16 protein-coding genes are annotated in these 20,710 nt (G+C 51.3%); 12 read left to right on the top strand and 4 right to left on the bottom strand.

The window, feature by feature from the left end; translation table 11 throughout:
• Positions 1-15: 15 nt before the first annotated feature.
• The 3 genes from AC506A_RS17050 (at position 16) to AC506A_RS17040 (ending at position 4,600) form a co-directional block, all read left to right on the top strand.
• Positions 16-1,764 (top strand): ABC transporter ATP-binding protein, encoded by a 1,749-nt coding sequence (locus tag AC506A_RS17050; RefSeq protein WP_495462209.1) that lies wholly within the window; start codon positions 16-18, stop codon positions 1,762-1,764.
• Positions 1,757-3,637 (top strand): ABC transporter ATP-binding protein, encoded by a 1,881-nt coding sequence (locus tag AC506A_RS17045; RefSeq protein WP_495462208.1) that lies wholly within the window; start codon positions 1,757-1,759, stop codon positions 3,635-3,637. The genes AC506A_RS17050 and AC506A_RS17045 overlap by 8 nt, the downstream gene beginning before the upstream one ends.
• A 291-nt stretch (positions 3,638-3,928) precedes the next feature.
• Entirely contained in the window at positions 3,929-4,600 is a 672-nt protein-coding gene (locus AC506A_RS17040) for a TerC family protein (protein ID WP_495462207.1), read from the top strand.
• Positions 4,601-4,680: 80 nt separating this feature from the next.
• Here AC506A_RS17040 and AC506A_RS17035 read toward each other — a convergent pair whose 3' ends face one another.
• Positions 4,681-6,744, bottom strand: a complete 2,064-nt coding sequence (locus tag AC506A_RS17035) for a beta-galactosidase (protein ID WP_495462430.1) — start codon at positions 6,742-6,744, stop codon at positions 4,681-4,683.
• A 166-nt stretch (positions 6,745-6,910) separates the two neighbouring features.
• Between AC506A_RS17035 and AC506A_RS17030 the strand changes: the two genes are divergently transcribed.
• From AC506A_RS17030 to AC506A_RS17015, 4 genes are all read left to right on the top strand, one after another.
• Complete coding sequence (locus tag AC506A_RS17030; RefSeq protein ID WP_495462206.1) at positions 6,911-7,795, top strand: AraC family transcriptional regulator; 885 nt, start codon at positions 6,911-6,913, stop codon at positions 7,793-7,795.
• Positions 7,796-7,918: 123 nt separating this feature from the next.
• A complete protein-coding gene (locus AC506A_RS17025) occupies positions 7,919-8,947 on the top strand; it encodes an ABC transporter substrate-binding protein (RefSeq protein WP_371264848.1) in 1,029 nt (342 codons plus the stop codon).
• Between the two features lie 70 nt (positions 8,948-9,017).
• On the top strand, positions 9,018-9,941 hold the full coding sequence (locus tag AC506A_RS17020; RefSeq protein WP_495462205.1) for an ABC transporter permease: 924 nt from the start codon (positions 9,018-9,020) through the stop codon (positions 9,939-9,941).
• A 1-nt stretch (position 9,942) separates the two neighbouring features.
• Entirely contained in the window at positions 9,943-10,737 is a 795-nt protein-coding gene (locus AC506A_RS17015; protein WP_495462204.1) for an ABC transporter ATP-binding protein, read from the top strand.
• Positions 10,738-11,646: 909 nt separating this feature from the next.
• On the opposite strand, the gene AC506A_RS17010 is transcribed toward AC506A_RS17015, so the two are convergent.
• Positions 11,647-12,489: an alpha/beta hydrolase gene (locus AC506A_RS17010; RefSeq protein WP_495462203.1), complete on the bottom strand. Its 843-nt coding sequence runs from the start codon at positions 12,487-12,489 to the stop codon at positions 11,647-11,649.
• Positions 12,490-12,721: 232 nt separating this feature from the next.
• Between AC506A_RS17010 and AC506A_RS17005 the strand changes: the two genes are divergently transcribed.
• The 5 genes from AC506A_RS17005 to AC506A_RS16985 all read left to right on the top strand — a co-directional run bounded on the left by AC506A_RS17005 (position 12,722) and on the right by AC506A_RS16985 (position 17,659).
• Positions 12,722-13,834 (top strand): Gfo/Idh/MocA family protein, encoded by a 1,113-nt coding sequence (locus AC506A_RS17005; protein WP_495462202.1) that lies wholly within the window; start codon positions 12,722-12,724, stop codon positions 13,832-13,834.
• 32 nt (positions 13,835-13,866) lie between these two features.
• Positions 13,867-14,922, top strand: coding sequence for an oxidoreductase (locus AC506A_RS17000; protein WP_495462201.1), 1,056 nt, complete (start codon positions 13,867-13,869; stop codon positions 14,920-14,922).
• A 38-nt stretch (positions 14,923-14,960) separates the two neighbouring features.
• The gene (locus AC506A_RS16995) at positions 14,961-15,791 is read left to right on the top strand and encodes a sugar phosphate isomerase/epimerase family protein (protein WP_495462200.1); all 831 of its coding nucleotides are present in this window, start codon (positions 14,961-14,963) and stop codon (positions 15,789-15,791) included.
• Between the two features lie 222 nt (positions 15,792-16,013).
• A complete protein-coding gene (locus AC506A_RS16990) occupies positions 16,014-16,775 on the top strand; it encodes a hydroxypyruvate isomerase family protein (protein ID WP_495462199.1) in 762 nt (253 codons plus the stop codon).
• Positions 16,776-16,843: 68 nt separating this feature from the next.
• Positions 16,844-17,659, top strand: coding sequence for a phytanoyl-CoA dioxygenase family protein (locus tag AC506A_RS16985; protein ID WP_495462198.1), 816 nt, complete (start codon positions 16,844-16,846; stop codon positions 17,657-17,659).
• 234 nt (positions 17,660-17,893) lie between these two features.
• On the opposite strand, the gene AC506A_RS16980 is transcribed toward AC506A_RS16985, so the two are convergent.
• The gene (locus tag AC506A_RS16980; RefSeq protein WP_495462197.1) at positions 17,894-19,858 is read right to left on the bottom strand and encodes a methyl-accepting chemotaxis protein; all 1,965 of its coding nucleotides are present in this window, start codon (positions 19,856-19,858) and stop codon (positions 17,894-17,896) included.
• Positions 19,859-20,030: 172 nt separating this feature from the next.
• On the bottom strand, positions 20,031-20,690 hold the full coding sequence (locus tag AC506A_RS16975; protein ID WP_495462196.1) for a GntR family transcriptional regulator: 660 nt from the start codon (positions 20,688-20,690) through the stop codon (positions 20,031-20,033).
• Positions 20,691-20,710: the final 20 nt, after the last annotated feature.

Below are 20,710 nucleotides of genomic sequence, written 5' to 3'. Positions count from 1 at the left end.
GGGAGGAGCTGTTTCATGGCAAGTCAGCGAGGGTTGCTGATGACGTATATACGAGCTAACTGGTATATCTACGCATCCGGCATTTCGTTTACAATTGCGGCTAATTTATTTCAGGCTTATTTTCCGAAGGTGCTTGGCAGTTTCACGGATCAACTCCAGCAGGGTGGACTTACCAAAGACGCAGTTTGGGATTCCAGCATGATCTTACTCTTAATCGGCGTTGCATACGGCGTGCTGGGCGGGATCGGGCAGTTTCATATTATGTATGTGGGCCGAAAATTTGAATGGTATACACGCAGGCGGCTGTTTAGCCATTTCACCACGCTTGGCGAGCAGTACTATTCGAAGAACGGTGTCGGTAAGCTGCTTAGTTATGTCATGAATGATGTAACGACTGTTCGAGAATCGATTGCGATGGGCGTTAATCAGACGGCGAACGCTGTGATGCTCATTATATCGGTTATCGTCATGATGATTCTGAGCGACATTCCGATTTATCTGATTCTGGTTTGTATATCGCCGCTGCTGCTCATTCCATGGGTTGTTGTGCGAATCGGACCGGATATTCGTAAGCGCTCTCTTGCCGTACAGGAGTCCCTTGGTGCTATGACGGAATCTGCGGAAGAACAGTTCGGCGGCATTCGCGTGACGAAGAAATTTGCCGTAGAGGACATTATGAATGATCGCTTCGGCAAATCAGTAGACCGAATCATGGATAACCAGCTGAAGCTGGTGCGTATCTCGTCTTATTTTCAAGCACTCATTCCTTTTCTCGGGGCACTATCCCTCATCATTACACTGGCTTACGGCGGGTATCTGGCACTTGGCGGTACGATTACGCTCGGTAACTTCGTTGCCCTTACGCTCTACGTTCGCATGATGGTTAACCCGCTGCAGGCGATCGGAAATGTAATCAATACGATTCAACGTTCTCGTGCGTCTGTCGAGCGATTGAATGATCTGCTGAATAAGCAGCCGGAAATTATAGAAGAGCCTTCTGCGGTGGAGGTCGATTGGGAGCGCGAGACGCTGTCGATCAACGACTTGTCCTTCGCGTATCCGGATTCGCCGGAAGAGGCGCTTAAGCATATTTCGCTTCAGGTGGCACCGGGCAAGACCATCGGCATCGTAGGGAAAACCGGTTCCGGCAAAACAACACTTACCAAGCTGCTGCTTCGCGTTTACGATCCTCCTCTGGGGGCCGTAACCATCGGTGGCAAGGACTTACGCAATCTGAAGCTTGAAAATTTGCGCGGTGGAATTGCTTATGTTCCGCAGGATGGGTTCCTATTCAGCTCGACGATTCGGGATAATATTTCGTTCTACAAACGCAGCGCAGATTTTGCCCAGGTGGAGAAAGCAGCGAGGCATGCGAAGATTCACGAGAGCATCATGTCGTTTCCCGATGGCTTCGAGACGAGGCTTGGCGAGCGGGGAGTTACGCTCTCCGGCGGTCAGCGTCAGCGGACTGCACTTGCACGCGGCATGATGATGGATGCGCCTATTCTCATACTGGATGACAGCGTAAGTGCCGTCGATGCCGTTACGGAGACAGCCATTATTGATACGATTCGTAAGCAGCGTAAGAATAAAACAACGATTATTATCGCTCACCGGATCAGCGCGCTCAAACATGCCGATGAAATCATCGTGCTCGACGAGGGCCGGATTGTGCAGCGGGGAACGCATGGATCACTGCTTGCGCAGGGCGGCATCTATGCCATGCTCCATGCCATTCAGGAGGAGGGAAGCGGCGTTGGCTAAAATAATCAACAACGAGAAGATAGACGGTAGATTAGATAATCCGGTTGCTCCCAGCAAAGAGAGTAACAAGATCGCTTACAAGGGGCTTATCGCTTATGCGAAGCCGCATCGGTTGACTTTTCTGGCGGTATTTGGCTGTATTATCGTTGCCATCGCGGCGGATTTACTGCAGCCTTACCTGGTTAAGATTGCGATCGATGATCATCTGATGAAGGGTGATCGCAGCCCGGACACGCTTTTTCTCATTGCAGGCCTTTATCTTCTACTTTCAATCGCAGGCTTTGTCTTTACGTTCTTGCAAAATAATCTGCTTCAGAAGGCCGCCCAAGGCATCGTTGCTGCGATTCGCAAGAAGCTGTTCCGTCATATTTCGAAGCAGTCGATGTCCTATTTCGACCGCGTGCCAAGCGGCAGTCTTATTACACATGTGTCGAGCGATACGGAGTCGCTCAATCAGTTCTTCTCGCAAGTGCTGCTTAGTGTGCTGCGCGACGGCCTGACACTGGTGTTCATTATCGCGTTAATGTTTCAGCTCGATGTAAGGATGACGCTCTACTGCCTTATTTTGCTGCCGATCATAGCACTGAATGCGATCGCATTCCGTTCCTATATGCATAAGACCTATCAGATGGCGAGAACCAATCTGTCGCGGATGGTTGCGTTTGTTGCAGAAAATTTGGCCGGAATGCGCATCATTCAAGTGTTCCATCAGGAGAGAGAACAGCAGAAGCAGTTCGATGAGAAGAATCGGCTCTACTTCCGCTCCAATCTGCGGGAGATTCGGACGAACGTGCTGTTTAACCGCTCTTTTGAAATTATGGGCAACTTGTCCGTTGCTTTCGTCACGTGGCTTGGCGGGAATGCGGTGCTTGGCGAAAGTCTGCCGTTTGGTGTACTCTTCGCGTTTATTACGTACATTCGCCAATTCTTCCAGCCGATCAATAATATCTCGCAGCAGTGGAATACGCTTCAATCCGCAACGGTATCCTTAAACCGGATTTGGGGAATATTCGGTACGGTGCCGGATGTGCGGGATGCGGAGAAGGTACGGAGCTTGGATGTTTCGGCCGTGAAGGGGCAGATTGATTTTGACGGCGTGAAATTCAGCTACAAGGATGGCTTGCCGGTTATTCATCACCTGGATCTGCATGTGAAGCCGGGCGAAATGATCGGGATCGTCGGCACAACCGGGGCAGGCAAAAGCTCACTGATCAGTCTGCTCTGCCGATTCTACGATGTGCAGGAAGGCCGCGTCACGATTGACGGCACCGATGTTCGCGATTTGCCGCAGGATATGCTTCATCGGTTGATAGGCTTGGTGCAGCAGGAGCCATATCTCTATTCCGGCAGCATCATCGACAACGTCCGCTTGTTTGACGAGACGATTACGAGGGAACAAGTCATGGAGGCGTGCAGGCTGGTAGGCGTAGATACGCTGATCGGACGGATGAAGGATGGCTACGATACACGCTTGTCTGAGCGGGGAAGCGGGCTGTCTGCCGGTGAGCGCCAGCTGATTTCATTCGCGAGAATCATCGTGTTTAAGCCGAAGATTCTTATCCTCGACGAAGCGACGGCCAACTTGGATTCGCATTCCGAACAGCTTATTCAAGAGGCGTTGACAGTCGTCTCCCAAGGTCGCACGACGCTGGTTATCGCGCACCGTTTATCCACCATAATGGGGGCTGACCGGATCATCGTTATGAAGCAGGGCGAGATTGTCGAGGAAGGCAATCATAGGGAGCTGCTCGCTCGTGGCGGATACTATGAGGAGCTGTACCGTCATTCGCAAGGACAGAAAGGTCAGCAGCTTGCCGCGGGAGCAGGCGGAATTGCAACTGCAACTGCGAAGAAGAGCTGCGGAGTGGGATAACGGGGATAACTATGGCAGTTATCCCCAGACTGTTGATCGAATGTGGATAGTTTGTGCGTAAAGCTGTGGATAGTGAGCTGAAGATTGCCGCGGAGGCACGGCTGTTTCTTCGATAGCGGTAAATCCGCTATAGAAGATCTACAAAAGAGCAAATTCGGCGATACTAGCTGAAGAAGATCAAGATCTACGCCAGCCAGATAAGCGAAGGTCGAGCCCTCAGCCGCATGAAGGAGAACGGCGTTTTTTCGCAAAGGAGTTGCAATAATAAGTCTGACGTAAGGAGTTTGAGGAATGGAATACCTATTATTGCTTGCAGAAATCATGCTGGTTAATCTCGTGCTTAGCGGCGACAATGCTGTTGTAATCGCGCTTGCGAGCCGTAATTTGCCTGTGCAGCACCGTAAGAGAGCGGTTTGGTGGGGAGCGATGGCCGCTGTAGGACTGCGGATTATTTTGACTGCAGTTGCCGTATATTTGCTCCAAATCCCGTTCATAGAAGTGGCCGGCGCGTTGCTATTGTTCTGGGTAGCGATACAGCTGCTCAAGGATGATGGCGACAGCAAAGACATTGAAGGTGCGCAATCCCTCGTGAAAGCCATTCGTATCATCGTGATGGCTGACTTTATTATGAGCTTGGACAATATACTGGCGATCGCCGCCATTGCCAACAACAATATTTGGCTAATGTCGCTGGGGGTCGCGCTTAGCATCCCGATTATCGTATGGGGCAGCCAGTTGATTATGTCGCTGCTGCACAAGTTTCCGATTCTCGTCTACATAGGCGCTGGTATACTGGGCTATACGGCTGGTGAGATGCTGGAAGAGAGTGAAACGGTGAAATCGGGGCTGCACAAAGTTTCCGAGTATGCGGACAATATCTTCCCGTTTATCTGTGGACTGCTTGTCATCGCAATTGGCTATCTGCTGCAGAAACGTGAGCGTTCCCGCGTGCAGCAAGCATAATCCATTCACTAAATTGAAGAAAGGCGAGCTGCAGGGATTCTGAATCCCACGCAGCTCGCCTTTTCTTTTCCTGTCTAGACTTACTCCCGCGATTTCCGCTTCAACAGCACGACCCCGTTCGTCTCAAGCTGGACAGACTCGCTGACCGCAGCTCCGCTCTCCAGATCCTCGTATGCCCGTCCATCCAGCGTTACATGTTGTGCTTTGCCGCTGAAATTCATTACGAAGATATAATCATGTTTTCCATCTGAACGCAGCTGCGCAGTCACACCATTCGGCAGCTCCGAGTCCAATGTACGGCTGATTCCCGCCTCTTCCACAACACGGGCATAGAAGTCGCGCAGAAAATCACCCTTGAGCCGCGTAGCCATATGATAAGCGCGACCTGCACCAAGTCGATTCACGGTCAGCGCCGGCTGTCCAGCATAGAAGTCGCTCTCATAAACGCCAAGGACTTCAGCGGCTTCTGCATGGATGATCTCACAAATTTCATGCGACTCATATGTGCCGCTGAGCTCCAGCGAATTACCTTCGGACAGTACCAAACCGTTGCGATCATGGTCATACAGTCCTTCGATTTCCTCTGCCCAGATGCCCAGCGTCTTACGCAGCGGCCCCGGGAATCCACCGAGATGGCAGAGATCGGTTGCACCGACAATGCCCGACCAATAGGTTGTGACGAGCGTGCCGCCGTTCTCGACAAACGCCTCTAAGCGGCGGCCCGTCTCTTCCGTGCACAGGTACAGCATCGGAGCGACGATGAGTTTGTAGCCAGACCAGTCCTCATCGGAGCCCACGACATCAACGGGAACACCGAGATCCCAGAATGCCTTATGATGTGCAATGACGGTTTCCTCATAACGCAGCCCGATGTTCCGCGGTCCTTGCGAATCTTTGACTGCCCACCGATTATCCCAATCGAAGAGCAGCGCTGTTTGCGAAGGCGTGGCACTGCCGAGCACGTCCGCCAAGCCGGACAGCGTCTTCCCAAGTGCGGCAACATCACGGAATACGCGGGTATGCTCGGTGCCGTCGTGATCGACGACAGCACCGTGAAACTTCTCGCTGGAGCCGCGGCTTTTGCGCCACTGGAAGTATTGCACCGAATCGGAGCCATGCGCCACGGCTTGAAGCGAAGAAAGTCGATGCATGCCGGGACGCTTTAGCTTGCTGACGGGCTGCCAGTTCGTTAAGCTCGGCGTGCTTTCCATCAGCAGAAAAGGTTTCCGTTTCAAAGAACGGTACAAGTCGTGATAGAAGGCAAAGAAACCAGCCTGTCCGCTGTCGTCGGCGGCTGAATGCCAAGTCGGATAAGCGTCCCACGAAATGACATCAATTTCTTTGGCCAGCTTGCGGTAATCCAGCCCTTCAATCATATGCATATTGGTCGTAATCGGAAGCTTAGGATTAGCCGGTCGAACCGAGGCCACTTCGTGCCTGCAGAAATCCGCCGTCTGGTCGCTGACGAAACGACGCCAATCCAGATTATGAGCATGGACCAGAAATTCACCATGGAAAGCGGGAGACTCAATCTGCTCCCAATTCGTATAGGTATGCGCCCAGAACGTCGTCCACCATGCAGCGTTCAGCGCATCCAACGTGCCATATTTGGCTTTCAGCCAATCGCGAAAAGCATCCTGACAGTAATCGCAATGACATTCGCCGCTAAATTCATTCGAGATATGCCAGCCTAGGACAGCAGGATGATTACCATACCGCTCGGCCAGTTTCGTATTCATAATGGCGGTCTTCTCGCGGTAAACAGGCGAAGTAAAGCAGTGGTTATGGCGCATACCGAAGAGGTTACGTACACGGTTAGCTTCTATGCGGAGTACTTCGGGATATTGCTGAGCCATCCATGCCGGACGCGCGCCGCTTGGTGTAGCAAGCCAAGCGAAGATCCCATTGGCTGCGAATGTATCCAGAAGGCGGTCCATCCATTCGAAGGTGAATACACCTTCCTCCGGCTCCAGTGCAGCCCATGCGAAAATGCCTACAGCCATCGTATTGCAGCCTGCGAGCTTCATCAGTCGAATATCTTCGGCAAGGACCTCCGGGTATTGCTGCCACTGGTCCGGATTGTAGTCGGCGCCGTGCATGAAAGCAGGGAGCTTATCACTGATCGGTGGAAACTTTTGCGTCATCGTTGTCATGATTGAAATCCTCCTGAACTATTATCGTACAATTCACGCATTAGGATTATTGGTTTGCAGTCCGTATGAACTCCATATTAGAATATTAGTGAATGATTCGCATCGAACGAAATGAATAATAAATCGGACAATTTGAACATAAAAGGATGATGACCGTATGCTCCCTTTTGTACTGGCAGAGCTGCCTCAGCGAAATAAACCACTGCCGCTGTCCATATATTGCATAGGCAGCCATGAGCAGAAGCATTTGATAAGGCCCGAAGGATTCCCCACCCATCAGCTGTTTCTGACTCGACAAGGGACAGGCATATTTTGCATCAAAGGCAGTGAGGATATCGTGCTGAGGCCGGGAAGTGCATTGCTGCTGAAGGAGCATGTGAGCCATGAATATTATCCTCACTCTGTCGCGGATGGGGAGTGGGAGCTTGGTTTTGTGGCGTTTCGAGGTACAGCGGCGGAAGTGATGCTGGATACGATCATTGGATCATCCGAAACGGAAACGGAAGCGGCAGCGCGGGACAACCATTATCTTTTTAACCCATCTAACTTTAACGAGCTGTGGGAGAAGCTCGAACAGCTATGGCATCTGATCGGCGTAAGCGGTGAAGACGGCTATTGGGAGGCTTCTCTTGGCGCTTATGATTTGCTATTAGCTGCCATTCGGGGAAAAGGCGACAGGGAGCTGAAGCAATCCGTTACCCCCGGGGGCGACGGCAATGCCGCGCTGAAAGCAGGCGTTCAACTGATGCATGACCATTATAATGAACGATTGCTGCTGACTAATGTGGCCCGAGCGTCCGGTTACTCGGCACAGCATTTTCATCGCTTGTTCGTAAGCCACTATGGGATGACGCCAAATCAGTATATGAATCGCATCCGAATGAAGCGGGCGGTACAGCTCTTGGAGGAGCTTGGGGGTGCGAGCGGCAGTGTGGAGAAGGTCGCAATGCAGCTTGGGATGGAGACGAGTTATTTTATCCGATTATTCAAAAAAACGTACCGAACAACCCCTAAACAATGGAAAACTATTAAATTTGTTTAATAAATTGACGAAATTGTGTCCTCGCCGTTAGAATAAGGATTATCACTTTGGCACTTTTCCGAGTCAAAGCATATGTGCGTTAACGGGTTACTAGACAAACATTTATGAAAAGGGGTAATAATTGTGAAGAAAAAGATGATTGCTTCTCTCCTTATCTCAGCGGCTGCACTTGTAGCGGTAACTGGCTGTGGGGCCAAAAATGACAACACGTCAGGTTCTGGCAACAACGCAGATTCCAAAACGTATTCGATCGCGATTTCGCAGTATGTCGAGCACCCGTCGCTTGACGCAACACGTGAAGGTTTCCTGGCAGCACTTAAGGATGCCGGTATTACAGAAGGTGACAACCTGAAGGTTGATATGAATAACGCGCAAGCGGATGCCAGCAATAATCTATCTATCGCTCAGAAGATCGCTTCCAAAGATTACGATCTCATTCTAGGTATCGCAACACCGTCAGCGCTTGCTGTTGTACAAGAAGAGAAAGAAAATCCGGTATTGTTCGCGGCTGTAACCGATCCGCTTGCGGCGAAGATCGTCAGCAGCTTGGACAAGCCGGGCGGTAACGTTTCCGGTGCGTCCGATACGAACCCTGCAGCGATTACACAGCTGATGGAATTTGTCGCAAGTAAATTCACGAACGTGAAAACAGTAGGTATGGTCATCAACGAAGGCGAGCCGAATGCGGTAATTATGGCAGACCTGGCTGAGAAAGCTCTTGCCGAGCACAACATCAAGCTGCTTAAAGCGCCTGTAACGGCAACTTCCGAAGTAAGCCAAGCGGCTGAATCGTTGGTTGGTCGTGCAGATGCACTTTACATCGCACTGGATAACACAGTCGTAAGCAGTGTTGACTCCATCATTAAAGTAGCTAACGATAACAAAATCCCATTCTTCTCGAGCGATCGCGATACAGTTGAGAAAGGTGCTTTTGCAACGGTAGGCTTCAAATACTATGATCATGGCTACCAAGTTGGTCAAATGGCTGTTGAAATTTTGAAGGATGGCAAGAAACCAGCTGACATGAAAGTAACTGTGCCGGAGAAGCTGGATCTTATCCTTAACCTGAAAGCCGCTGAAGCACAAGGCATCACGGTCACAGACGAGATGAAGAGCGAAGTGAAAGATCAAGACACTAACATCATTAAATAATTAAAGGTTAATCGGAGTGGGCGGTTCCTGTCGCTCGCTCCTTTTCTATTTTATTAAGGAGGCAATGACGATGCTAGGATCAATGATCGGAGCGGTAGAGCTTGGTCTGCTGTATGCTTTAATGGCGATCGGCGTCTACATCACGTTCCGCATACTCGATTTTCCCGATTTGACTGTTGACGGCAGTTACACGACAGGCGGCGCTGTTGCGGCGATCATGATTACGCATGGCTATGAGCCGTGGATTTCAACCATTTGTGCTTTTCTTTGCGGGTTGGCTGCGGGTGCGTTGACAGGCCTTCTTCATACAAAAGGCAAAATCAATGGGCTTCTTGCCGGTATTCTCATGATGATCGCTCTCTACTCCATTAATCTGCGGATTATGGGTAAGCCGAACATTTCGCTTGTGAATACAGACACCTTGTTCTCGGCTATTTCGGACAATAGCTGGGTGTTCATTCCGGTTCTTGCCGTACTTGTGCTGCTCGTTAAATTGCTGCTGGATGGGTTTCTTCATACGGATGTGGGCCTTGCGCTTCGTGCAACCGGTGATAATGCCCGCATGATTCGCAGCCTCGGTGCCAACACGGATACGACCAAAATCATCGGCGTGAGTCTATCGAACGGACTCGTTGCGCTATCCGGTGCGTTAATCGCGCAGGAGTCGGGTTTTGCGGACATGTCCATGGGGGTCGGAACGATCGTACTGGGGCTTGCTTCGGTTATCATCGGGGAGGCGATATTCGGCTTCCGCACCGTGTTTCAAGCAACATTGGCAGCTGTTCTCGGCTCCATTGTGTACCGGATTATCTACGCGCTTGCGCTGCGTGTCGAGTTCTTCGATGCTTCAGATTTGAAAATGATTACGGCCCTGATCGTAGTCGCTGCACTGGTTATTCCGACCGTTCGGCGCTCCATGAAGCAGAAGGCTTTGGCCCGAAAACGAACCCAGGAGCTGCTCATTGGCGCTGGCAGTAAGGGAGGTCGAGCTTAACATGCTGGAAATTGCACAAGTATCCAAGCTATTTAATCCCGGAACGCCGGATGAGAAGATCGCGCTGATGAACATTCAGCTGAAGCTGAATCCAGGCGACTTCGTTACGGTTATCGGCAGCAACGGCGCAGGTAAATCGACGCTCATGAACATCATCTCCGGCGTCATGAAGCCGGATATCGGCGAGGTTCGCATCGATGGCAAGACGATTCACCATCTGCCGGAGCATGAACGCAGCCGCTGGATCGGTCGTGTATTCCAGGATCCGATGGCAGGTACCGCTCCGACGATGTCGATCGAGGAGAACCTGTCGATGGCCTATATGCGCGGCAAGAAGCGTGGCCTCAGCTGGGGTGCTAGTAAAGCGAAGCGCAAGCTTTTCCACGAGCAGTTGCAGCGCTTAGGCATTCGGCTCGAGGAACGGATGAGCGCGAAGGTCGGCTTGCTGTCCGGCGGCGAGCGTCAGGCGCTCAGCCTGCTGATGGCGACGTTTACGAAGCCGCAAATTTTGCTGCTGGACGAACATACGGCAGCACTTGATCCGGCTCGCGCGGAGCTCATCACGGTCTTAACAGAAGAGATCGTCCGCGAAATGAAGCTGACGACGCTCATGGTTACGCACAATATGGAGCAGGCGATTCGCCTCGGCAATCGCTTGATCATGATGGATAAAGGCCGCATCATTCTGGATATCCCAGAATCACGCAAACGCGACCTGACGGTTCCGCAGCTGCTCGGCGAATTCGAGCAAATCAGCGGCCGCCAGCTGTCGGACGATCGGATCGTCCTAGGGTAGAGAGGAAGTCGAGAACAGGCTGAGCGATGCGGCTTGTTCTCGACTTTTTTTGTTGTGGCAGCGAGGTGCTTGGACCGAGCTGATATCCTCCGCGCTCGCTGCCCGCAACCGCAGAAAAATAGCTTCCTGCGCATGATCTCCACCGCTATAAGCGGCATATCCGCTACCGGTGCCCGCATCTGCGAAAAAGTAGCTGCCCTCGCATGATCCCCCGCCATATGCGGCATATCCGCTAATAGAAGAAGAAGCGGCTCGAAAGTGGCACTGTAAGCGACTATTCCGCTTACAGTGCACGCGACCGAAGAAAAGTTGCATCCTGCGGGTGATTTCCACCGGAATAAGCGGCTTATCCGTTAACAGTGGAATAAATGGCTCGAAAGAAGCAAGTTAAGCGGCTATTGCGCTTAAAGAGTTCGCGACTGCAGAAAAGTAACCTCCAGCGCATGATATCCACCGATGTAAGAGGCATATCCGCTAATAGTGGTGGAAATAGCTCGAAAGAGGCGAGATAAGCGGATATTCCGCTTAAAGTATTCGCAGCCGCAGAAAAGTAACCTCCAGCGCATGATATCGACCACCGATAGCAGCGGTGAGAGTCGCAAAACGCGACTCTCATCGGCGAAACCGCCCCAAAAAGGAGCTGAGAGTCGCAAAACCCGACTCTCAGCTCCGAAAAACCTACAATCCAGCTCGCGCCGAAGCGCGAGAGTCGCAAAATGCGACTCTCACCGGCCAAACCGCCCCAAAAAGAAGCTGAGAGTCGTAAAACCTGACTCTCAGCATCGAAAAACCTACAATCCGGCTCGTGCCGAAGCACGAGAGTCGCAAAACCCGACTCTCAGCTTCCAAACGCCAGCGCCGGCCGCGCCTAAGCGTCACCCCACCGACGCGCACCTCGCGCCAAGCGAGCTACTCCCCAAGCTGCTGCGCCAGCCATTCCTTCATCGTGTCGAACACATCCTCGCGATCGAGCTCGTTATGAAGCTCGTGCTTGAGGCTGGGCCACTCGATGAAGGTGCAGGGAGCACCAGCCAAGTCGGCGAACTGCCGGCTGGCTTTAATTGAGGTTACTTTGTCGCTCCCACCATGCATGAGCAGCAGCGGCAATCGCCACTCGGCAGCATGCTTTAAAGCCCACATTCCGGCAGTTTGCACGCTGAGGAAGAAGCGAGCGGTGATGGAGCCATGGCCAAGCGGATCCTCTTGAAACCGTTTGATCATGACCGGATCAGAAGTCAAATGGTCACCGACCATAGGTCTATTATTGGAATAAGACGGGAATAATCGGTTTACAATACGTGCGATCATGACTTGGAGCGGAGGCGGGTTAAAGGCGAGCATCAGCCAAGGACCCGTGACGATAACCCCGTCAACATCCGGTTTCCGCCGGAGGGCGTAGTTCAGCGTAACATTGCCGCCCATGCTATGTCCGTATAGGAATACCGGTGTATCCGGGAAGCTTTCATTTGCCGTAATCAGCATGGAATCAACACCGCGAAGCAGTGCATCATAAGACGATGTGTGTCCGCGTTTGCCTTCGGTCTTCCCATGGCCTACTTGATCGAAGCCGAAGACCGCGTACCCGGCTGCCGCAAACATTTCAGCAACATGCCGGTAACGGCCGATATGCTCACCCATTCCGTGGATGAGACATATAACGGCTCGAACAAGCTGCCTATTCTCGGGCCTCCATTCACAAGCATGACGAATGGTACCGTCTTCGCATTGCAGCTCAAAAATACGCTCAATCATCGTTCTGCCTCCCGTAGGCGTCCATTCCGCCAGATGCGATTTTTCCGAATTGTTCTCTACATTGCTAATTCAAACTTTACCATAGTAGAACCGAGAAAATAAAACATGGACGCCGTTCCACCAAATTTTAGACTGGAAAGAAAGAAGGAGTTACGGCATTATAGAGAGAAGTTGAACGATAGTAAGTTTATTCTAATAAACCTAATGGTATTGGATCAGGAAAGGTGGACGTATGCGTAAAACGAAAGTGGGTATCATTGGCTGCGGCGCAATCAGCGGCATTTATCTGGAGAACTGCACGGGCATTTTCAGCGGTGTGCTTGAAGTTGTCGCCATCGCAGATCTGTTCGTAGAATCTGCGCAAAAGCGTGCAGAGGAGTTCGGCATCCCTAAGGCTTGTTCGGTTGAAGAACTGCTGGCTATGCCTGAGGTAGAAATCGTCATTAACTTAACTTCCCCGACTGTTCATACTGAAGTAAACTTGCAGATCCTACATGCTGGCAAGCATGTCTATGCGGAGAAGCCGTTTGCGCTAACACGTGAAGATGCTGACCGCGTCCTTGATTTGGCTCGCGAGAAAGGTCTCCGTGTCGGAATCGCGCCGGATACATTCCTTGGTGCAGGCCTTCAAACCGCTCGCAAGCTGATCGAAGATGGCTGGATTGGTACACCGTATGCGGCAAGCGGATTGATTATTATGGGCAACGCTTACGACGCGATGCATCCGGGATTCCACAATTTCCTGCAAACCGGCTGGGATCCGATTTTCGATATGGCGCCTTACTACCTGACGGCATTCGTTAATTTACTTGGTCCGGTTCGTAAAGTGTCTGGCTCCGTAGGCAATGTGAATCGTGAGTTTACGGTGACGAACCCGAAATCGCCTCGTTTTGGCGAAACGGTACCGGTTACAGCGCCTATGCATGTTTCTGCCTTGCTGGAGTTTGATAACGGCGTCTCCGCAACGCTGCAAGTCGGCAAAGAGAGCTTCGGCTACACGCCGCGCCTGGAGATTTACGGTACAGAAGGCAATCTGGTTGTAAATGATCCGAACATGTTTGATGGTGCGATTACGCTGCAGCAAGCGAACGGTACGGTGCGAGAGTTCCCATATTCCCACGGTTTCTCGAAGAACAGCCGCGGCATTGGCGTAGCCGACATGGCTTATGCGATTCAATCCGGAAGACCGCACCGTGCAAGCGGAGAGCTTTCCAGGCATGTGCTTGATATTACAATTGGTATACTCGACAGCGCTGAGAGCGGCAAACATATTGCAGTTACAGCACCATGCGAAGTGCCGGCTCCACTGCCGCTTGGCTTGAAATATAATCAACTAGACGCATAGCACATTTGAAATAAGATGGGGGTCTTAAAATCATGAGTGAAAAAATTCGAGTTGGACTGATCGGTTACGGTTTTGCCGGCCGTATTTTTCATGCGCCTTTTGTAGACGCTGTTGACGGGCTGGAACTAGCTGCCGTTGTCGAGCGCAGAAGCGCTCATTCCAAGGAGAAATACCCTTGGGTGAACGTCGTTAACGATGTCCGACATCTGTATGAGGATCCGAGCATCGACCTTATTATCGTGACGACACCAAGTACGGATCATTACGCATTCGTAAAAGACGCGCTGCTCGCTGGCAAGCATGTGGTCGTAGAGAAGCCTTTCACGCCAACTTCCGCAGAAGCGGACGAGCTTATTGCCCTGGCCAAAGAGCAGGGCAAAGTGCTCAGCGTCTATCATAACCGCAGATATGACGGCGATTACTTGACCATTCAAGAACTGCTTCGTCAAGGCATGATCGGCGAAGTGAAAGACGTTACCTTCTCATGGGACGGCTTCGATCCGGTCATGAATTCAACAAACTGGCGTGAAGGCGCACAACCTGGATCAGGCGTGTTCTACGATCTGGGCGTTCATTTCTTCGACCAAGCACTTACGCTCTTCGGCATACCTGATGCCATCAACGGCGATGTGCGTGTGCAGCGAGAAGGAGCAGAGGCTCATGATTTCTTTGATGTGACGCTGTTCTATGGCAATGAGATGAGAGTACGAGTGAAGTCCTCGAAGTTTGTGCGTGAAGCCAGCCCGCGTTATGTATTGCATGGCACGGAAGGCTCTTTCATCAAATACGGAACCGATCCGCAGGAGGCTACGCTGCTTGGCGGCGGGATGCCGGGCGACCACGGATTCGGTATGGAACCGCGAGAAAATTGGGGAAAGCTCAATTCTTCGATCGGAAGCATGCACTTTGAAGGCGTTGTTGAAACGTTTCACTCGTCCTACAAGGGGTATTACGAGAATATTTACAAGCATATCACTGGACAAGCAGAACTGAATGTGAAGCCGGAAGAAGCGAGAAATGCGATCCGTTTGATCGAGCTTGCGCTTCAAAGCAGTGAGGAAGGCAGAACGCTGCCGGTTAAGCTCTAGGCTGACGGGCTCGTCTGCAAAATAGGAGGAACGAAGATATGTTTCCATTCCAAGCGTCATTGAACGCTTCGACATTATTTCCTTTTAAGCTGAATGTGCTGGAGCAGATCAAGGTTGCTGCCGAAGCAGGTTATGAAGGTATTGAGCTTTGGGTTTCGGATATTGAAGCTTTCCTGACAGGCGGCGGCACAGCTGAGCAAATCAGAGCGTGCTTGAGCCATAACAACGTTGTGTTCGCGAACGCGATTGCTTTCTTTAAGTGGGCGGATGCGGATGCAGCAGTACGTGCAGAGGGGTTTGCCCAAGCGGAGCGCGAGCTGCGTATGCTGGCTGAACTTGGCTGCCGCGCTGCGGCTGCGCCTCCTTTTGGCGATGTGGCCAGTGTTTCCTTGAGCGAAATGGGACAGTATTATGCGGAACTGACGGCGCTTGGCCGTGAAATCGGCATTGATGTTTATTTGGAGTTCTGGGGCAGAGCGAGCAAGCTTTCGACCGTTAACGAAGCGAAGGAAGTCGTTCTTGCTTCCGGCATCGAGCAAGCACAGGTACTGCTGGACCCATTCCATATGTACACTGGCGGAAGTCGTGTTGAGGACTTGAAACAGCTGCAGGGCAGTCAGATCGGCATTGTGCATGCCAATGACTATCCGGCCTCCCCTTCTAGAGAATCCATTACGGATGCGGAACGGGTATTCCCCGGTGAAGGTGTTGCTCCACTGAAAGAGATTGCTGAAGTGCTATATGCTTCCGGCTACCGCGGTTTTCTATCGGTGGAATTGTTCATTGAGGATTTTGAAACGCTTACGGCACTTGAAGTAGCCAGCAAAGGGATTCAGACTTTGAAGGAAGCTTTTCAAGTGGAAGGATAAAACGTCGCTTACTTTTAAGGGCTGGCATTCGGATCAAATCCGGTGCTCAGCCCTTTTCCAATATCTTCTTTACAGCTGCCTGCCAGCAGACCTATAATCGACTCGGGTAGTACTTAATTAGGCTGACCGATCAGACATAAGTAGCTGTAAGACCAAGTATAGAATGCTTTAATTGGATTCGCGGAAGTTGTGGAAAATTCAGTGGTCTAAGGGGATGCTGTAATGAAACTGTCAGTATGTTTGGACGCTCTGTATAACGGGAAGGATTTTTTCGCCAGCTTGGAGGAAGTTCGCGGCATCGGGTATGACACCGTTGAGTTCTGGTCGTGGTGGGATAAGGATGTGGACCGTCTTGCGCAATATGCAAGCGATTACAACATGACGATTGCGTCCATGTGCGTGAAATCGGCGAACTTGGTCGATGAATCGTTGCGAGAGGCTTATCTGAATGGACTTCGAGAGTCCATTGCCGCTGCCAAGCAGCTAAATTGCCGGACATTGATTTTGACCGTTGGCCAAGAATTAGTCGATGTGCCGCGGGAAGTACAGCAGCAATCCATTATTGACGGGCTTCGTGCGAGCGCGCCGCTGCTTGAGGAAGCAGGCATCACCGTTGTGCTGGAACCGCTAAACACGCTTGTTGATCACAAAGGCTATTATTTATCCTCATCCGAAGAAGCTTTTCATATTATCCGCCAGGTCGGAAGTCCGAACGTGAAGCTGGTCTTCGATATCTATCATCAGCAAATTATGGAGGGCAATCTGCTTGCGAACATCCTTCCGAATTTGGAACTGATTGGTCATTTCCATGCTGCGGGCAATCCGGGTCGTCATGAGCTGAGTTCGGGGGAACTGCATTACGGTCGGATTTTCGATGCGCTTGATGCGGCTGGCTACGAAGGTTATATGGGACTGGAATATTTCCCGGTTGCCGCGCCGGAGGTTGGGTTGAAGGAACTGCTCGCCGGAGTGAGAGTTCAGTAGAGGCAGCAGCAGTAGTTCTGCAGTTCAGGATAGAGTGTTGTGCATGAAAGACAATGGGAGGAGCATGAATGATGAAGTTGACGGATGAGCAGCTTGCGTTCTTTGACACCTTTGGCTTTATTAAGTTTGCCGGACTCTTGAAGGCTGAGAGCAGCTGGATTACGGAGGAATTCGAAGCGGTTTTTCCGATGCTTGAGGAAAAGCATGACGGTACTAAGCGAACGATGATCGTTCCCTTCGCTGATCAGCGTGAGCGACTGTGCTCGCTGATCGATGACCCGCGAATTGCCGGAATAGCGAAGTCGCTGCTAGGTGAGGATTTTAATTACATGGGCAGTGACGGGAACTATTACACCGGTGACACACCTTGGCATCGGGATGGGGAGAATCGGGCGCGTCGGCATATTAAGATGGCGCTGTACTTAGATGAGCTGGACGGGGCAAGCGGTGCGCTTCGTGTGATGCCGGGTACGCATCGGTTAGATGACCAGTACGGTCAGGATGCGACCAAAGTGTACCAGTCCGCTGGGAAGCTTGGCATTGATGGTACTGAAATCCCTGCGCAGATCCTCGACGTCGTTCCCGGCGATGTGCTGGTGTTCGATCATAATCTGTTTCACGCTTCCTTCGGTGGAAGCTCACAGCGCAGAATGTTCACCTTGAACTTGTGCCAGCGCTTTAAGAATGAAGAGATAGATGAGCTGCGCAGCTACATCCTGATGCATGCCCACTTTCGCCGCGACCACTATTACGGTCAAGCGATGCTAAGCAGTGCCACAGAGGAGCGGCGTAAACATCTGGAGCAGGTCGACTCCGTCTGCGGCGACTACGCCAAGCGGACCGTGCATCTCCCGCGCCTGCCGTTGAGGGTCGGGATGCCCTGAATTGTAAAGCCCCACTGAGTAACGGTTTCCGTTACTATGTGGGGCTTCTTTTTTTGGGTGGGGAGGTGAGGCTTATCGAGAAAGAAGCACACTGGGAGATCTACATGGGATTAAACTCGCCGAAATGCGAGCAAGGGCCGGAGCAGTTTCGGAACATGCGCGGGTAACAAATAAAGGGGCAGCAGCCTTATGCCATCTCGCGATGAGCCTAAGAGCTGCTGCCCCCTTCCAAGCTTATAATTTAAAACGGTCTACACGTTCCTGCAAATCCTCCGCCATCTTCGTCAGGAAGGCGGCTGATGCAGCGATTTCTTCCATCGATGCGAGCTGCTGCTGCGCGGCGGCGGACACATTTTGCGTAGCCATGGCGTTCTCTTCCACGACCTCGGAAATGGCCCCGATTGCAGCAACGGTTTCTCTGCCATCGCTTGAAATCTGCTGAGAGACATGAGTAACTTCTTTAATCTGCGATTCCACCTCGAGCACAGAGCCTTGAATTTGTTTGAACAAGACACCTGCGCGGCTGATAACGGCAATTCCTTCCGTTACTTCAACGGATGTGGCCTGCATGGATTCAACGGCCATATGCGTACTGCTCTGCATCGATTGGACGACCTCGATAACGCCTTTGGAGGAAAGGGCGGTTTGTTCGGCAAGCTTCTTCACTTCTTGAGCGACCACGGCAAAACCTCTTCCATGCTCGCCGGCTCTGGCTGCTTCAATGGATGCGTTCAAGGCCAGCAGGTTCGTTTGGCTCGATATATCTTGAATCATGCCGACCATTTGACTGATTTCCACCGATTGTCCGGACAAATTGGTAATGACGTTAGACAGATGCTCAAACGTACGCTCGATGGACTGCATTTGCGCGACGGCAGTTTGAATCGCTTCGTTCCCCTCAACTGAGATATGAGAGGTCTGAACCGCCGCTTCAGTGACTTGCTGTGCATTGGAGGCAATTTCCTCAACGCCTTTAGACATCTCATCGACCGAGGAGGAACCGATTTTCACACTGTTAACTTGCTTCTCGGCGCCGATTGCCATCAGTTGAATATTCTCTGCAATGAACTGCGTGGCCACCGACGTTTGATCGGAGCTGGCGGACAGCTGCTCGGAAGACGCAGCGAGCTGATGAGAGGTTTCGTTCACCTCGGTCAGCAAGGTTTTGAGTGAATGAATCATGTCGTTAAAGCTTGTGCCCAGCTGCGAGATTTCGTCATGGTTGCCTCGTGATGTATCGATAGCGACCGTTAAATCGCCGCCGCTGATTTGTTTGGAAACGGTGATCAGTCTGCGAATTGGAGCAACGATGGAACGAATGATGAGATAGATCCCTGCTGCGCCGACAACCATGCAGATCACGATAACAAGAATGGTTTGATACAGAATCGCTGCCGCATCCTCATTGATCTCATCCACGCTGAACGTTCCTGCAAGCTTCCAGCCTGTCATGGTGTTCGTAATCACGGATTCCTTCATCGTCTGACCCTTCTCTTCATAGGTGAAGAACGCGGAATCGGTCGCATACATCGGAGTCGCGATTGCTGTAGGAACGGGAGCGCCCGGCTGCAAGCTCGGGTGAATCAAGTAGGTTTTGTCTGCACCGGAGATCGTGACATATCCTTTCTTGCCGATCTTCACCATCTGGATCTGCTTCGATAAAGCACCCAGATTAAGGTCAACGCCAATCACATACGAATGGTCCGGTGCGGCTTTGGCGATCGTCACGACAATCTTGCCGTCCGTTGCGTTGACATAAGGAGCCGTCACGATAATTTGTCCGTCCTGCTTCATCGCGTGCTCGTACCAAGGACGTGTTCGCGGGTCAAAATCCTCCGGCAGTTCCTGCTTAGGCGTGAGCAGCATTTCTCCTGTTGCGGTGCCGACAAACGTGTTGTCGATCTCCGGGTGAAGATTCCCGAATTTCTCCAACTTTCCTAGAAGATCAACGGGGGCAGCCGCGGACAGACTTTGCGAGAGGAAATCGACGTCTCTGCGAATCGGCTCGACATAGCCGGTAAGCATTTGATCCAGCACCCGAACATTTTCGTTAACGGTCGCGTTCATTCGTTCTTCAATTTGATCTTTGGCAGTTCCGTACGAGAACCAGCCAATAGCAAGGCTCGGAATAAGCAGGATAGCCGTGAAGGCCAGAATAAGCTTGTTTCGTAGAGTTAGTGAGAATAAAGTGCGTTTCATGAATAGGACCAACTTTCTATCATCTCATTTTATAATCATTATCCACCTAAACTATTAAATAATTTTATGAAAAGGAGGGGAAAACGATTAGGTTTTTGTTAGTTTTGTTAGAGAATACGGGGAGAAAACAAAAAAACGAGACCATGGCGGTCCCGTTTGAGGAGAATAATCGTTATTTGGTAAAGCAAAGCAGATTGTCGTCGCTGTGAAGATGGTCCAATATCGCTTGCTGAATCAGCTCCAGATCCTTGGTTTGAAACGCATCGAGCAGATCCTGATGATCCTTCTCCATGTGGTCCAAGTCGTAGAACGGTAAGTTTTTGGAGAAATGCAGGCGGATCTGATTGACGATGCTTTGCCACGTGAGCATAACCGTCCGTTCAGAAGCCATCTCCAGGATGGACTGGTGAAAAAGAATATCGAGGTCGACGAGGCGGCTCTTCGCACCGCTCGCTACAGCTTCTCTCATTTCATCAATGATCCCCTGCTGTTTGCTGAAGAAGTGGTCATCAAGCTTATCCAAATACCGTTTCACAACGAACCATTCAATATGGAAGCGGATCGGCATGAGTATGTTCTGCACTTCATCGGCATCCAGATCGGCAACGACGGTTTCTTTATAGGGAACGGATAGCAGCAGGCCTTCGCGTTCGAGCTGGCGGATCGCTTCGCGAATAGGGCCGCGGCTGACACCCATTTGCTCTGCGATTTCCATCTCTTTAATGCGCGCGCCCGGCTGCAAATGTCCGTTGAGTATCGCTTCTCGTAAATCATGCGTCACTTTCTCGCGAAGCGACGTATTCGCTTGCTGCTTGAATGTAAATTCAGCCATATCAGAATTGCTCCCTTATA

The sequence above is a fragment of the Paenibacillus sp. N22P23 genome (assembly GCF_059383735.1).
The sequence above is the reverse complement of the archived record's forward strand: the minus strand, read 5'-3'. Positions and strand labels throughout refer to the sequence as shown.